This is a genomic window from Hymenobacter nivis (assembly GCF_003149515.1).
In the GTDB taxonomy this organism is placed as follows: Bacteria; Bacteroidota; Bacteroidia; order Cytophagales; family Hymenobacteraceae; genus Hymenobacter; species Hymenobacter nivis.
In genome coordinates this window covers 1,938,200-1,952,646 of sequence record NZ_CP029145.1, presented here as the reverse complement: position 1 = coordinate 1,952,646, position 14,447 = coordinate 1,938,200, and the positions used below count along the sequence as shown (strand labels likewise).

The window sequence follows — 14,447 nt, the reverse complement described above, 5'->3', positions numbered from 1 at the left end:
ACAAAGCTACTGGAATTAACTAACAAATGTTCGTTTATCTAGTAGTTTCCCTCCCCGGCAGCCAGAAGCACTTGCCTTGCTGTGGGGCATGAACACCCGCCTGGTGCGCGCCAGCACCAGCGCCGGGGCCCGCACGATTTGCTCCGCGTCGCGGCCGGCCCGGGCCATTTCGCGGGTGCCGCCGATGCGGCCGTCGGGGCTGATGCGTCGGGCGGGTGGTTTCTTTGCGGGGCCCCAGCCGGGTTGGCCGGGCGCTTTCCCTTTTCAAAATGACCGCCATTCAGGAAGTTGAACAGCTCGAACGCCAGCGCTTCGCCGCGCAAATAGCCAAGGATTACGCCGTGCTGGAAAAAATCTTCGCCGACGACCTCGTCTACACCCACGCCAACGGCCACCAGGACACCAAGGCGAGCTACCTCGCCAGCATCCGCGCCGGCCAAAGCCGCTACGACCAGGTGGACATCGAGGCCCTGAGCATTCGCCCCTACAACGACGAGCGCACGGCCCTCGTGAACGGCACCGTGCGCATCGACCTGGGCCCCGGCCCCGACGGCCAGCCCCTCACCACCCGCATCAAGTACGCGGTAGCCTACATCAAGGGCCCCGCCGGCTGGCAGCTGGTACTCTGGCACGCCCAAAAGCAGGCGGCGTAGTTTTAGTTGTCGGTTGCTCGTTGTCCGTGAGTGGTTGATAGTTAAGATGTCACGTAATAATCAGGCCGTCATGCAGAGTGCAGCGAAGCATCTCTACTGCGGCAGCAAACCCAATTGATTGGATTAGTTACGCAGTAGAGATGCTTCGCTGCGCTCTGCATGACGGCCTGATTAGTTCACTGACAACCGACAACGAGCAACGAACAGCTAAAAACCTACCCTCGGCGCACACCGCCGCTGCCGCTGGTGCGGCTCGTGGTTTTGGGGTTGCCGGTTACGAACACTTCGCCCGAGCCGCTGATGCGGGCGTCGAGCGTTTCGGTGGTCTGCACGCGGCAGCTGCCCGAGCCGCTGATGCGCGCCTCGCAGGCGGCCGAGCGCAGGTCGGGGGCCGCCACCGAGCCCGAGCCACTGATGGCTACCTCGTGGCGTGGGCAAGTGCCGCTAGCTACCTTGATGCTGCCCGAACTCGACAAGGCCGAGTGCAGCTCGGTGGCCTGCAGCTGGCCGATGCCGACGTGCCCCGAGCTGCTCACCGCGGCCCGCACATGGGTGGCCTGCACCTGGGCCACGTCCACCGAGCCGGAGCTGCTCACGCTCAGCGTCAGGTTGTCGGCCCGCACGCTGGGGGCCCTAAGCGAGCCGGAGCTGCTCACGCTCAGCGCGTTGATGGTGGGCATGGTGATGCGCACGGTCACCTTGCCCAAGTTGCGGTGGCTGCGCAGAAACTCCTTCCAGTCGGCGCCCGATTTGGTTTCGATGAGCAGGCGGCCTCCGTCCACGGTGGTGCGCAGCTGGGCCAGGTCGTCGGGTGCGCCCTCCGCTACCACTTGCTGCGGGCTGCCCTGTTGCACCTCCACGGCCACCGACGTGGCCAGGTTCACCTTCGTGAAGGCGGGCACGTCGCGCACTTCCTGGGCGGTGGGCGCGGGGGTAGTGGTGGGGGCTGCGGGCGGTACGGCAGCTACGGTGGTGCCTAGCACCAGGGCTGGCAGCAATAAGCGGAAGAGTTTCATAAACAGAACGTAAGGGGGTGAAAGAGGGTGGAAAACGGCGGGTATGGTTGCTGGGCCAAGGCTACCCGCGCCGAACCGCTGCCGGTAGTTTATTATCCCAAAGCCTGGTTTCCTGGGAGCAACCCGCCCGCCGCGGGTACCGGGCCAGGGGCTCTGGTGTTACAGCCAATTTGGGGCGGTTGGGATAATATTTTTGCAGGGGGCGGGGCCGGCCGGGCACCTTCGCCCTGTCAACCAACACTTTGCCCGCCATATGCCACCTTTTTTGCGCCCTGCTGCCTCCGCTGGGGGCCCCGCTTTTTGCCCGCGCTGCTGCTGGTTCTGCTGGCCTGGTGGCCCGCCGGCCCCGTCCGCGCCCAGGACAGTACCCTCACGCGCCTCATCCGGCAGCACTAGTTGCCGCTGATGGCCGCTGGGGCCCAGTTTTCCGGCGCGGGCTGGGATAAGTTGCAGCAAAGCATCCAAAAGAGCTAGTTTGTGTTTATCGGTGAGGCCCACGGCCTGGCCCAGATTCCGCTGTTCACGGCGGCCGTGGCGCAGGTGCTCAAGCCGGCGGTGTTCGTGGCCGAAATTGACCCCTACGTGGCCCAGGACCTGACGGCCCTAGCGGCGCAGCCGGGGCCCCCTACGGCTTATTTGCAGCAGTACCCCGAGGCGCTGTGCTTCTACAACTGGGCCGAAGAGTTCGAGCTGATTCGAACGCTGCGGGCCCAGCGCGTGCAAGTGCTGGGGCTCGACCAGGTGTTCATTGCCATGGCCGGCCGCTTCTACGCCCTGCTGGCCGAACCGGCCAAAGGCAAGCCCGCCCGGGCCTACCTGCGCCGGCAGGCTGCCGCCTACCAGGCACAAGGCGAGGCGTTTGAGCACGCAGGCAAGGACCAGTTCAGCATGGCCGAGCAGCGGCAAAGCGCCCTCGACAGCTTGGTGGCCGCCACCCACGAGGAGGGCCCCGCCGTGCGGCAAATGGTGCACGACTATGCCCTAAGCTACCAGATTTACCAGGGCCAAATCCACGGCACTGGCGGCCACCAGGAGCGCCTGAACCTGATGCGCCGCAACCTGCTGCGCTACGCCCGCAGTGCCCAGGGCCCGGCGGGGCAGCCGCTGCCCAAAATGCTGTTCAAATTCGGGTCCAACCACCTGGCGCGGGGCCTCAGCCTGGCCTCGTTTGGCGAGTTTTACGACGTGGGCAACTTGGCGCAGGATCTGGCCGAGGCGCAGGACCAGAAATCGCTGCACATTCTGGTGATGGGCAAGCAAGGCACCGCAGCCACTAGCCTGAGCCCCAGTCCCTCATCAAAGCCCCGTGCCTACACTGCCGCCGAGGAGCCGTCGCTAAAATTGTTCTTCGACCAAACCACTGGCCCCGCCTGGAACGTGGTGGACCTGCGCCCCGCCCGCCGGGCCCTCAGCGCGGGCAAGCTGGTAGTGGGCCAGCCCGTGCAGCGCGTGCTGCTGGGCTACGATTACCTCGTAGTCATCCCCGAAACCACCGCTAGCCATCCGTATTGAACGGTTTTGTTAGAAGCTGCTGGGTTATCTTAAGGGTGCCTTAAGGCCGTCATGCTGAGCCTGTCGAAGCATCTCTCCCGCAGACTAACTTATTAATTACTGCTGCGGCAGAGGTGCTTCGACTGCGCTCAGCATGACCGTTTTATTAACTTAGAAAGCCCGAAGCTACAGCTTTTCCTCCAGCCACAAGTACCCCGCGGCGAGCAGGAACAAGCCGAAAAACCAGCCCGCCGGCCAGGGCTCCTGCACCGCGCCGGGGGCTGTGGCGGCCGGGCCAGGGGCGGCGCTGGCACGTTGCGCGGCGGCCAGCTGGCGCTGCTGGGCCTCGGGGCCCTGCCAGTCGTCGGGCCCGAACACGTAGAAGGAAAAACTGGTTTTGCCGGGGCCCTGCACCTGGTGCCAGCCGGCCGCGGCGGGCCAAAACAGGGCCGTGCTCCACTCGGGCAGGCGCGGGTCCTGGCGCAGGGGCAGGGCCACGGTGGGGCCCCCGGCCAGTGCCCGCACAGTGGGCGGCGCGCTTGGGAAGGCCCCCGCTTCTAAGTGCAATGCCGTGGAGTTCTGGGCCTTGGGCCAGCCCGTGGCTACGCGCCAGGTGGCGGCGGCCGGCGCGGCGGGCGTGGCCGCGCTCAGCAGCCGGTTCCAAAACGAGGCATACCCGGCGTCCTGCCCTTGCAGGGCCCAGCGGAAGGTTTCGGGTACTACCGATACGACCACCGCGCCCAGCCCGAAGCGGCGCTTGGCGGCCACCAGTGCCGCGTCGGGGCCCTGCACCAGCGGTTGAAGTGCGGTACTGGGGCGCAGCGTAGCGGGCAGCGGGGCGCGCACGGCGGCGGGCGCATCGGTCCAGGCTAGCAGTTGGGGCGTGGCTGCCGTAGGGTGCGGCACCACGGCAAAATCGGCCCGCGCCGGGGTAGCGGCGGGCAGCGGCGCGGCATCGGCCAGTACTACCAGGCCCAGGCGGCCGGTTTGCAGGGCTCCGCGCAGGGCCTGGCTTTCGGGGCCCGACAGGCTGGCGAGGGTGCCGGCATCGGCCATCACTACGGCGTAGCGTGCCAGCAGGGTGGGCGTGAGGCGGCTGAGGTCCTGGGCGGGCTGGTTTAGGAATTCGGTTTGCGTGAGGCCCCGGCTGATGCCCGTGCGCACGGCCACGGCCCGCGGCTGCCCAGCGAGGTGGTTCTTCAAAAATTTAAACTCGAACGACGGCGCAGCGCTCAGCAGCAGCACCGGCGGGTGCGGGGCGGCGGCTACTTCCAGCGGCACCGGCTCGGCCCAGGCGGCGTGGCTGGGCTGGCGCAGCACCAGCCGGTAGCGCGCCAGCCCGGCCGCCTTGGGCCGGTAGCGCAACCGAAATGGCCCGCCGCCGGCCGGCATCCGCATTGAGTCGCGCCCGGCGCCGTCGGCGTGCAGGCTCACCCAGGCCGGGGCCCCGGCGGGCGTTGCCGCGGTGCCCTCCACTAGCAGCGGCTCGCCTAGCAACACGCGCCGGGGCCAAGCGGCCGTGGCAAAACCCGCAAAGGCCGGGGCGGCGTGCGTTTGCACCGCCAGGGCCCCCAGCTGGGGCAGCGCGGCGTCGGGCAGGCCTTCTCCCAGCACGTGCACGCGGCGCAGGGCCGGGCGCTGCTCGGCCAGGGCCAGCAGGCTGCCCAGCGGCCGGGCGCCGGCCGGGCCCGGGGCCCCGGCGTAGCGCCACACGGGCGTGCCCGCCCCGAGCCGCCGCCGCAGCTGGGCTAGCGTATCGAGCTGGTAGTCAGGTGTCAGCACGATGGCCTCGGCGCGGGCGGCGGGTACGGCGCGCCGGGGTGGATAGGCTGTGAGCCACAGGGCCGCGGCCGCCAGGGCCCCGGCTAGCACCCGCAGGCCGCGCTGGCGGCGGCTGGGGCGGCGCCAGGCGGCCGCCACCAGCCCGAGGCCCAGCAGCAGGCACGCGCCGGCCAAGCCGTAATAAATCAACGTCGGGGAAGAAATGGCCAAGCAATCAACGGCTTAAGGGATGAGTTTTTAGATGCTAGCTATTAGCGTTTTTTGGGTGGTGGTTTAAAACGGGGTGGCCCGGCGAATTGCCCGAAGGACTTCGTCGGGCCACTCTCACTAAAAAACAGTGGTTCCGGGCTATCGTAAGAGTGGTCCGACGACAGGAAAAGTCGCTGGACTATTCCGTTTTATACCACCATCTTTTTGATTAACAGCTATGTGGCAAGAAATTAATGTGCGTTTACTTTTGGCTGACTGCTTAAATTCTGAAAATAGCGCCGCGCGAGCCGGTCGGGGGTGGGCGGGGCCGCGTCGGCGGGCGGAGGCGGGGGCAGCAGGTCGGTGAGGGCGCGGGCCACCGTGCGGCGGCAATCGGGGCAGGACGGGCGGCCAGCGCGCACGTCGGCCAGCAAGTGGCGAAGGTCGCGCAGGGCCCCTAGGTAGGCCCCCGGCTGCTGCAAGGCGGCCTGGGCCAGGGCGGCACCGGCGGGCTCCAGCAGGCGGGCATCGGCGGGGCGGGCGGGCTGGCCAGCGGTGCTGGCGGCCAGCCAGGCCAAGGCCCCGCGCACGGCGGGCTGAGCGGCGGGCGCGGGCACCTGCGCTTGCAGGCGCGGGGCGGCCGCGCCCTTCAAATCACCAGTGAGGCGCAGGTTGGGTTCGGGCGCGGCGGGCGGGGCGAAACCGGCTTTCTTCACGAAGGCGCGGGTTTGTTGCTGCACTTCCTTGAGCAGGCGCAGGGCCCGGTACTCGTACGGCAGGGCGGCGGCGGGCTGCGCGGTGCGTAGGCGCAGCTCGGCGGCCCACATCTGGTCGAGCACGGCGCGCAGCTTGGTTTTTACGGCGGGCTCCAAAAAATCAGCAGTTTCCGCGTCGTCGTGCTTGTGGATGTAGGGCTGGAGCAGGGCGTCGGTTTCGGCCGTGGGCGAGGCGTTGCCGCCCGCCGGCGCGCTGGCCTCGTGGTCGTGGTCGTCGTGGCCCGCGGCCGGCGCAGTGGGTGCGGGCGCGTCGTCGTCCTCCGCAATGGGCGAGTGCGACTCGGCGCGGGGTGCGGGCTGGGCCTCGGTCTCGGGGCCCGCCGTCACGCCCAGGCCGGGCTCCAGCTCCTCGCCCATAAACTTGCCGTAGCGCAGGCGCAGCGCCTGCTGGTCGGCCCCCAGCTCGTTGGCGCGGGTAGTCAACTCGCTTAGGGTGAGATTCTTGCGTTCGGCCAGCAGCTTTTGGGTGTCGATGATGAGCTGGCGCTGGCTGCGGAAATAGGCCGGGGCCACCTTGGGCCCTCCCATCAAGCCCGACACGCCGGCGGCCTGGGCGGTATCCTGCCACTGCACCAGGTAGGCATCGGAGCGGGCGCTGTGGCCATTGTTGTCGCGGGCCGAAATGTAGAAGTATAGCTCGTCACCATAAGTCAGGCCCAACTGCTTCAAATTGAGCAGGCTGCCCACCGTGGTTTGCGCTGGCTGGGGCCCCAGGGCTCCGCTCAGGTCGCGCCGCACTTCGCGGAATTTCACCGCCTCGCCTGCGCCCTGGGCCACGGTGATGATCAGCTCGGCGCGGCTCAATCCGTAATCGTCGTGCAGCAGGGCGCGCACCGGCACCTCGGGCCGGGCCCCGCGGGCGGGCACCAGCGTGTAGGCTCTGGGCGTGAGGATGCGCACCGCGGGGGCCTGGTCAGCCTGCACGTCGATGGCATAATCGTCGGATACGGTGCCCGCAAAGCGCAGCCGGTACAGGGCTGAGGCGTTCATAATCTGCTTGGCTTCAAACATATTAGCTGCGCCCGCCACCGGCCGGAAGGCTACTCGGTGCCCGTCCATCTCCAGCACCGGGGCCCCACCGGCCACCGGCCGGCTCACGCGCACCCGCCAGCGTATCCGCGCCCCCTGCGGGCACCGAAACGACGCCTGCGCCGGGGCAAACTCCCCCCGCCGGGTGTAGGCTGGCGGCGTCACCAGCAGCTGTGTTTCGAGGATGCGGGCCGGCGCCGGGGCCCCGGGCCGGGCCGGTGGCGCGTTGAAATGTACCGCCACGGCGGCCGGAATGGCACCCCGGGGACTTGCCATTGGCCATGCCCAGGCGGCGGCCCCGGCCACCAGTAGCCCCAGGGCCAGCAGGCCCGGCCGGCGGAAGTCAACGGGCAACAGTTGCTCTTCGCTCTTAGTAAGTTGCGTGAGGCGACCGGCCACGCGTTGCTGCTGGAATTGTTCTAGTAAGCTCAGGTTTTCGGCTGGCAGCAGGAGCAGACCGGCGCTGTCTTCGAGGGCCGGATAGCGGCGGTCGAGGCGGCGGGCTACAGCGGCGGCGGGCAGGGGCCCCAGCGGCGTCAGGCGCCAGGCTGCCAGGCCTAAGACGATGATTGCCAGCCCCGCTAGTGGCCACATGGCGCCGGGCCAGTGCTTTGCCAGGCCGGCCAGCAGCAGGGCCCCGGCCAGCGCCGGCAGCAGCAAGGCCGCGGCCCGGCGCAGCGCATAGCGGCGGCCCAAGGCCCCCAGCTGCTGGCGCGAGGCGGCCAGCGCAGGCGTTTCGGCAATGAAAGCGGCGGGCGTCATGCGGCGGAAGTTGAAGATGAGGCGGCTATGCGCCGGGCCACCCTGCGCTCCACGGCAAATAGTAGCGCGGCTAGTAGTACCAGCCACGGCCGCAAATCAGCGAAAGTAAAAGCGGTGACGGGCAGGCTACTAGCCATTGCCTGGAGCCCTGGGGCGGCGGGCAACTGGGCCGGGTCGAAGCGGCGCTGGTCGTGGGCGCCGAAGGCCTCCGGGGTATCGGCCGCGGGCTCGGGGCGCAGCACCTCCAGCAGCAAAGCGGGCAGGGCCGGGCTGTCGGCTAACTCACTCCAGGCGGGTTGCAGGCGGGTGCTTAATTTATAAAAAGCGCCCTGGCCCACGGCCTGGCGCGCCAGCACGGCACGACCCCGGCCATCGGCCCACAGCGGCGCGGCGCCGGCCAGCGCGGGCCCTGGGGCCCGCCGAAATAGCGCAACGGCCGCGGCTCCGGCGGCCGGGGCCACCAGCTGCGCGGTATCGGCCACGCCAGGACCGGCGGCGGCTTGCCACACGTGCGCGCCCCGCGCTGCCGCCGCTCGCCAAGCGGCTGGCACGGGCGCATCAGACAGCCAAAACAGCCAATCAATACCGGCTGCTGGGGTTGTTGCTGCCGGGGCCGTAGTCAGCTGCAACGGCACGGCCAGCCCCAGGGCGGCCGCTTGCAGCGCGGCCTGCAGGTAGCGGGCTTCCTCGGCGTGGCCGGGCGTGGCGTACAGCACGGCGCGCAGGGGCCCCGCCACGGCGAGGCCGGGGCCCTGCGCCGCGGCATCGGGCCGCAGCAGGCCGGTGCCGTCGGCCGCGGTGAGGTAGCGCAGGGGCCCCAGGCCCGGCGCGCGCAGCAGCGCGCCGCCGGCTGGCCGGGCCACAGCTAAGGTTTGGAAAGTCGTTTGGGTGGCGGCGCTGCGGCCTACCAGTAGGTGCAGGCTATCGGGCGTGCCGGCCGCTTCGGCCAACCAGGTAACCGCCGGGCCCCCTGGGTTCAGCAGCTGCCAGCGCACGGCGGCCGGTAGCGGCGGGTGGGGCCCCTGCAAGCCGCGCAACGTGCTGGCTGCCAACACGCGCATCGGCTGCCCGGGAAACGAATCTACCGCCTGCTGCACCCGTGCCCAGGCAAAATCGCCCGCCGCCGGGCCCCGGTAGCGGCCCAGCGAATCGGCCGCTACTGCCGGAAGGCCGGGGGCCAGCCAGCGCAACGCATAGCCCCGGCGGCGCAGCGAATCGAGTCCCGGGCGGGCGGCGGCCAGCGCCGGGGTGCCGGCCAGCTCGGGGCCCACCAGCACCTGGCCGCGGCCGGCCGGGCGCACCTGCCGCCACGCCGGGCCGGCCACCGCCACCGCCAGGGCCCCCAGCACGGCGGCGCGCAGCAGCAGTAGCGCCAGCTGCTCGGGCTTCAGGTTGCGCAGGCGGCGGTTGGCGCCCGCGGCCAGCCAGCGCAGGCTGCCCACCGCCACCTCGGGCCCCGGCCGCCGGTTCCAGAGGTAGATGGCCAGCGGCACCAGCAAGCCCAGCAAAGCCAGCAGCGCAGAAGGGGAGGTGAGGGTAAGCAAAAGGTAGGGATGAATTTCGGTCAAAAATTTCCTTAGAGAAACTTACTTTTCACTTGGCGAAACTTTGCGCTAACGCATTTCGCGCAGGGTTTCGCCAAGTGAAAAGTAAGTTTCGCTAAGGCTTTACGAGCTAGCGCGTCGTCGCAAAAACTCGCGCAGGGCCCCGTCGAGCGGCGCGGCGGTGTTCAATAAATGGTAATCGAAGCCCTGGCGGCGGGCGGCTTGGGCGGTGTCGGCCAGCCAGGCTTGCAGCTGGGTTTGGTAGGTGGCGCGCTGCTGGTCGGCGTCGATTTGCAGGGTTTGGCCGGTTTCAAGGTCGCGCAGCGTCACGGCTCCACGGTAGCTGAAATTTAGTTCGTTATCGGCTACCAGGTGTAGCAGCAGCACGTCGCCGCTCACGGCGCGCAGGCGTTTCAGCAGGCGGTTTATCTCGCCGTCGTCTTCGTATAAATCGCTCACGCATACCGCCAGGGCCCGTTGGCGGCGGGCGGTGAGGGGCGCCAGCGTGGCCGCGTCGGGGAAGGTGCCGGCGGCTTCGGCGGTTTCGAGGGCGTGGTAGAGGCGCGGCAGCTGGCGCGCGTCGGCCCGGGGCGGCAGGTGGCGCAAGCCGCTGGGACTGAGTATGGTCAGGCCCACGGCGTCGCCCTGGTGCTGCGCCAGGTAGGCCAGGGCCCCCAGCAGCAGCCGGCCGTAGTCGAGCTTGGTGAGGCCGTTGGTGTCGCGGTGGTTCATGCTGGCGCTGGCGTCCAGCAGCAGGTGCACAGTCAGGCTCGTATCCACCTCCGATTCGCGCAGGTAGTAGCGGTCGGAGCGGGCCGCCAGGCGCCAGTCGAGCCGGCGCAGGTCGTCGCCCGGCTGGTAGGGCCGGTACTGGCTGAACTCCATGCCCACGCCGTGCCGCCGGCTGGCGTGGGCCCCCGCCAAGAAGCCCTCGGCCGCCCGTTTGGCGGCCAGCGGCAGGTTGCGCAGAGCGTGCAGGAGTTCGGGGCTGAGCATGGGTTTGGTTGTAGCGCGGACTTTGTAGTCCGCGGCTTTGAACGGTCGCTGAACGGTAATCGGCAGGACGAAGCGAGAGCCGCGGACTATAAAGTCCGCGCTACAGCGTGCTACACCTGCACCGCTTGTAGTAGCGCGGCCACGGCGTCGTCGGGCGTCAGGTTTTCGGCTTCGGCGTTGAAGTTCAGTAGGATCCGGTGGCGCAGCACGGGCGGGGCCAGGGCCCTAATATCGTCCAGGGTGGCGGCGAAGCGGCCTTGCAGCAGCGCCCGCGCTTTGGCGCAGAGGATGAGCGCCTGGCCCGCCCGGGGCCCCGCGCCCCAGCGGCCGTAGTCCTGGATAAACTTTACCTCCGACGTGGCCGGGCGGGTGGCACGCACCAGCCGGTTTACGAAGCTGAGCAGCTCGGGGCTGAGGCCCACCTGGCGCACCAGCTGCTGGAGCTGGCGCACGTCGTCGCCCCCCAGCACCGGGCGCACCAGGGCCCCGGCGGTGCCGGTGGTGCCGCTCAGCACGGCCATTTCCTCCTGCTCGGTGGGGTAGCCGATGCGCACATACAGCAAAAAGCGGTCGAGCTGGGCCTCGGGCAGCGGGTAGGTGCCGCTCTGCTCGATGGGGTTTTGGGTGGCCAGCAGGAAGAACGGCTTGGGCAGCGCGTGCTCCTGGCCGGCGTAGGTCACGTGGCCTTCTTGCATGGCCTCCAGCAGGGCGGCCTGGGTTTTGGGCGGCGTGCGGTTGATTTCGTCGGCCAGCACGAGGCTGGCGAAAATGGGCCCCGGGTTGAACTTGAACGAGCGGTGCCCGGTGCCGTGGTCCTCCTCTAAAACCTCGGTGCCGAGGATGTCGGTGGGCATCAAATCGGGCGTGAATTGGATGCGGCGAAACGGCAAATCGGTGGCCGACGCCAGCGTGCGCACCAGCAGGGTTTTGGCCAGGCCGGGCACGCCCTCCAGCAAGGCGTGGCCGCCGGCCAGCAGCGCCACCAGCACCTCATCGAGCACTGCCGACTGCCCCACGATGACTTTGCCAATCTCGGCTTTCAGCACCGGCAGCTTGGCGAGGAGGGCATTAACGTCTTGTTCGGTCATGTTTTGGTTGGCTTCTAACTTTAATTTGATTGGGCCGTCATGCTGAGCGCAGCCGAAGCATCTCTATCATGGTAGTAAACATGGTTAGTGACGCATTAGAGATGCTTCGGCTGCGCTCAGCATGACGGCCTTTTAGATTGCTTTAGCAGACATATTACAAAGGCTCAAGTAAGGGCGTAGAGCAAAATGTTGACCCCAAACTTGGTGTTGTCTTCGGCTAAAAAGCGCTTGTTGCGGAAGTCGTAGTCCCATTCGCAGCCGTAGTCTTTGTTGGAGTAGAGCACGCCCAGGCGGCCCTTGATTTCGATGCCCTTGAGGTAGTCGTGCACGAGGTCGTCGCCCCAGCCGTTTAGCTCGAAGCCCGTGTTCGGGGGCCCGTCTTTGAACTGGAAAAACTGCGAGTAGATGGGGTGGGTTTTGGGGATTTTTTTCAAAGCCTGGGGCCCAAAGCACACGCGCATCTGCTCCTCAAACGAGCGGGCAAACAGGCCGTCGATGTCGTGGTTGCAGTCGTCCACAAACACGAAGCCGCCGTTGCGCACGTACTGAGTGAAGTTCTTTTTTTCGGCCGCCGAAAACTGCACCAGCCGGTGCCCGCTCAGGTAGCAAAACGGGTAGCCGAACAGCGCGGGGCTATCGAGGGCCACCACTTTTTCCTTGGGTTCGACGGGTACTTTGGTGTACTGCACCAGCGAGTGCAGCAGGTTGGCGGGCATGCGCTCGTCCACCGCGTCCCAATCGCCGGAGTGGTAGCTGAGGCGCACAAACGTGAAGGGAACGGGCATGCGGGGGAAAAAGCGAACGGATAAACTACTCAAATGAAACCAGAAAACGGCCGGGGTTGCGCCAAGGCCAAGTATTTAGCGCCCCAGCCCGAAAATTACCGTCGGGGCCCGGCGGTGGCCAACGTCCGCGCCGCTGCCGGCCGGGGCCCAACCGGTAGCCAGGCACAACTTTCGGAAGGGGCCCGCGTTGGCACTCGTGGCCGCTGGCTGGGGTGTACTTTCGTGGCATTCACTCCCCCATTATTCTATTCTAACCAATTATGAAACTCCTTGCTTTTCCCCTCGCCGCTGCCCTGGCGGTGGCGTTTGCCCCCAAGGCCCAGGCCCAATTCGGCGTCAAGGCGGGCATCAACGCGGCCGAGATGCGGGGCCGCGACGGCGAGTCGTCGTCCTACAAAACCTACTACCACGTCGGCCTCATCTTTCAGGGCAAAATTGCGGGGCCCCTGTCCATCCAGCCCGAAATACAGTACTCCCAGCAAGGCGGCAACCTGAAGGGCGCCTTCACCGACTACGACACCAAACTGCACTACTTCTCGGTGCCGGTGCTGCTCAAGCTCACGCTGGGCCCCGTGTTCGTGGAAGCCGGCCCGCAGTTCGGCCTGCTCGTGGACGCGACCCGCAACGGCCAGGTCGAAATCAGCGGTACCAACGGCTCGGCGGCCTACGCCAACGTGGATGGCCAGAACGTGAAGGACCAGTACAAGAAAACTGATTTCAGCGTGGCCGGCGGCGCGGGCCTCAAGCTCGGCAGCCTCACGCTGGGGGCCCGCCTCGTGGCCGGCCTCAACGACATCAACGATGCCCGCAACCTCACCGGCATCAACGACCCCAAGCTGCAAAACCGCGTGTTCCAGGCCTACGCCGGTATCCAGTTTGGCAGGTAATTATTCGTGAATGAGCGAGTTGTGAATAGGTTAATTATAATGCTTTGAGTTTTACAATTCACTCATTCACAACTCGCTCATTCACAAATAATTAAACCGCATCCGATAAGCTGGTAAAGGTGAAGTCCCTGATTTTCAGGGGCGGCACCAAGCAGCCGGCCAGGCGCTGGGGCCGGCCGATAGCCTCCAGGTTGTTGAGCATGATGATGGGGCTCTCGTTAAAGCGCATATTCTTGATGGGGAACTTGATGGCCCCGTTTTCAATGTAAAACGTGCCGTCGCGGGTGAGGCCGGTGTAGAGCAGCGTCTGCGGGTCGACCTCGCGAATGTACCACAAGCGCGTGATTAAGATGCCCTTGGCGGTGCCCTTAATGAGCTCGGCGGTGCTTTGCGTGCCGCCGCTCATGATGAAGCCGCCGGGGAAAGCCGTGGCGGGCACGTTGTTTTTCTGGGCCCAGTAGCGCGAGTAGAGCAGGTTTTTTACCACGCCCTTCTCCACCCAACTCATGCGCTGCGTGGGCAGGCCGTCACCGTCGAAGGCGTTGCCGGGCACCTCCGCGTTCATGGGGTCGGAATAGATGGTCACCTTGTCGTCGAACAGTTTCTCACCCTTGCGGTTGCCGCCGCCCTTCTTGCTCAGGAAGCTGCGGCCCTCGTCGGCCGAGCGCGCGTCCATGCCAAACAGCATGCCGCCGAGCAGCGAAAGGTCGTCGCCAGCCATCAGCGCGGCCGGCTCCAGGATAACGGTGTACTTGCCCGGCTCGATGGCCTTGGCGTTGAGCGAGCCGGCGGCTTTGTCGGCCGCACGCTGCGTCAGGGCCTTGGTATTCAGCTTGGCGGCGTCCGTCACGTCGGCAATGGCGTAGCCCGAGCCACGGCCGTCGGTGGTGCGCACCGTCACCGAAAAGTTGGTGTTGGTCGACTGCTGGTAGGCGTCCATGCCCTTGTTGTTGCGCAAGGCCCGGAAGCTGGTGCCGCCGTCGAGAAAGCCCGCGGCGGTCAGGTTTTTGGCCACGCACAGGTTGATGCTGTCGGCCGCGGCCTGGGCGCGGGCGGCGGGCGCGAGCACCGTGGGCGCGGCCGAGGGCGGCTTGAGGTAGGTTTGGGCCCCCAGCAACGACACGTATTCGGGGCTTTCGGGGGCGAGGCGGGCAATTTCCTCGGCTCGCTGTACGCAGCGGCGTAGGGTGGCCTCGTCAAATTCGTTGCAGGTGGCGGTGCCGCTGCGCTTGCCGAAGCGCGCCTCCACGGCCAGCGAAATGGTGTCCTGGGCGCCGGCCGTACTCACGCCGTTACGGGCATAGCGGATGTTGCCGGTGGTACTGCCGTTCAGCGAGGCCTCGCACTCGTCGGCCGTGCTGTAGCCCAGCACTTGCTTGAGCAGGGCCTGGGCATCGGTTTGGGAAAGAATGGGCATGATTTCTTAAATGCTAAAGGGTAGAACGTCAT

The 14,447-nt window shown here is 67.1% G+C and carries 11 protein-coding genes; 3 read left to right on the top strand and 8 right to left on the bottom strand.

The features are described 5' to 3' along the window. Nucleotides 1-269: 269 nt before the first annotated feature. A complete protein-coding gene (locus tag DDQ68_RS08470; protein WP_109655907.1) occupies nucleotides 270-653 on the top strand; it encodes a nuclear transport factor 2 family protein in 384 nt (127 codons plus the stop codon). 215 nt (nucleotides 654-868) lie between these two features. On the opposite strand, the gene DDQ68_RS08465 is transcribed toward DDQ68_RS08470, so the two are convergent. Further along, the gene (locus tag DDQ68_RS08465) at nucleotides 869-1,669 is read right to left on the bottom strand and encodes a head GIN domain-containing protein (protein ID WP_109655906.1); all 801 of its coding nucleotides are present in this window, start codon (nucleotides 1,667-1,669) and stop codon (nucleotides 869-871) included. A gap of 477 nt (nucleotides 1,670-2,146) precedes the next feature. Here DDQ68_RS08465 and DDQ68_RS08460 point away from each other — a divergent pair, with 477 nt between their 5' ends. Then, nucleotides 2,147-3,181 carry a hypothetical protein gene (locus DDQ68_RS08460; protein ID WP_109655905.1) on the top strand — a complete coding sequence of 345 codons (1,035 nt, stop codon included), beginning with the start codon at nucleotides 2,147-2,149 and terminating at the stop codon, nucleotides 3,179-3,181. A gap of 165 nt (nucleotides 3,182-3,346) precedes the next feature. On the opposite strand, the gene DDQ68_RS08455 is transcribed toward DDQ68_RS08460, so the two are convergent. The 6 genes from DDQ68_RS08455 to DDQ68_RS08430 all read right to left on the bottom strand — a co-directional run bounded on the left by DDQ68_RS08455 (nucleotide 3,347) and on the right by DDQ68_RS08430 (nucleotide 12,111). Then, nucleotides 3,347-5,152, bottom strand: a complete 1,806-nt coding sequence (locus tag DDQ68_RS08455; protein ID WP_162549950.1) for a hypothetical protein — start codon at nucleotides 5,150-5,152, stop codon at nucleotides 3,347-3,349. Nucleotides 5,153-5,382: 230 nt separating this feature from the next. Further along, on the bottom strand, nucleotides 5,383-7,698 hold the full coding sequence (locus DDQ68_RS08450; protein ID WP_162549949.1) for a DUF4175 domain-containing protein: 2,316 nt from the start codon (nucleotides 7,696-7,698) through the stop codon (nucleotides 5,383-5,385). Then, on the bottom strand, nucleotides 7,695-9,242 hold the full coding sequence (locus tag DDQ68_RS08445; protein ID WP_162549948.1) for a BatA domain-containing protein: 1,548 nt from the start codon (nucleotides 9,240-9,242) through the stop codon (nucleotides 7,695-7,697). Before DDQ68_RS08445 ends, DDQ68_RS08450 begins: the two co-directional genes overlap by 4 nt. 123 nt (nucleotides 9,243-9,365) lie before the next feature. Further along, on the bottom strand, nucleotides 9,366-10,238 hold the full coding sequence (locus tag DDQ68_RS08440; protein ID WP_109655901.1) for a DUF58 domain-containing protein: 873 nt from the start codon (nucleotides 10,236-10,238) through the stop codon (nucleotides 9,366-9,368). 110 nt (nucleotides 10,239-10,348) lie between these two features. Beyond that, nucleotides 10,349-11,326, bottom strand: a complete 978-nt coding sequence (locus DDQ68_RS08435; protein ID WP_109655900.1) for an AAA family ATPase — start codon at nucleotides 11,324-11,326, stop codon at nucleotides 10,349-10,351. Between the two features lie 164 nt (nucleotides 11,327-11,490). Further along, nucleotides 11,491-12,111, bottom strand: a complete 621-nt coding sequence (locus DDQ68_RS08430) for a DUF4159 domain-containing protein (protein ID WP_109655899.1) — start codon at nucleotides 12,109-12,111, stop codon at nucleotides 11,491-11,493. Nucleotides 12,112-12,371: 260 nt separating this feature from the next. Between DDQ68_RS08430 and DDQ68_RS08425 the strand changes: the two genes are divergently transcribed. Beyond that, nucleotides 12,372-12,998: a porin family protein gene (locus DDQ68_RS08425; RefSeq protein ID WP_109655898.1), complete on the top strand. Its 627-nt coding sequence runs from the start codon at nucleotides 12,372-12,374 to the stop codon at nucleotides 12,996-12,998. Between the two features lie 91 nt (nucleotides 12,999-13,089). Here the strand turns inward: DDQ68_RS08425 and DDQ68_RS08420 are convergent, their stop codons facing one another. Beyond that, complete coding sequence (locus DDQ68_RS08420; RefSeq protein ID WP_109655897.1) at nucleotides 13,090-14,415, bottom strand: TldD/PmbA family protein; 1,326 nt, start codon at nucleotides 14,413-14,415, stop codon at nucleotides 13,090-13,092. Nucleotides 14,416-14,447: the final 32 nt, after the last annotated feature.

What these genes read in the sequence shown, in the direction of transcription:
- DDQ68_RS08470 (WP_109655907.1), top strand. Translation starts at nt 270, where the DNA reads ATGACCGCCATTCAGGAAGTTGAACAGCTCGAACGCCAGCGCTTCGCC.
- DDQ68_RS08465 (WP_109655906.1), bottom strand. Translation starts at nt 1,669, where the DNA reads ATGAAACTCTTCCGCTTATTGCTGCCAGCCCTGGTGCTAGGCACCACC.
- DDQ68_RS08450 (WP_162549949.1), bottom strand. Translation starts at nt 7,698, where the DNA reads ATGACGCCCGCCGCTTTCATTGCCGAAACGCCTGCGCTGGCCGCCTCG.
- DDQ68_RS08440 (WP_109655901.1), bottom strand. Translation starts at nt 10,238, where the DNA reads ATGCTCAGCCCCGAACTCCTGCACGCTCTGCGCAACCTGCCGCTGGCC.
- DDQ68_RS08435 (WP_109655900.1), bottom strand. Translation starts at nt 11,326, where the DNA reads ATGACCGAACAAGACGTTAATGCCCTCCTCGCCAAGCTGCCGGTGCTG.
- DDQ68_RS08430 (WP_109655899.1), bottom strand. Translation starts at nt 12,111, where the DNA reads ATGCCCGTTCCCTTCACGTTTGTGCGCCTCAGCTACCACTCCGGCGAT.
- DDQ68_RS08425 (WP_109655898.1), top strand. Translation starts at nt 12,372, where the DNA reads ATGAAACTCCTTGCTTTTCCCCTCGCCGCTGCCCTGGCGGTGGCGTTT.
- DDQ68_RS08420 (WP_109655897.1), bottom strand. Translation starts at nt 14,415, where the DNA reads ATGCCCATTCTTTCCCAAACCGATGCCCAGGCCCTGCTCAAGCAAGTG.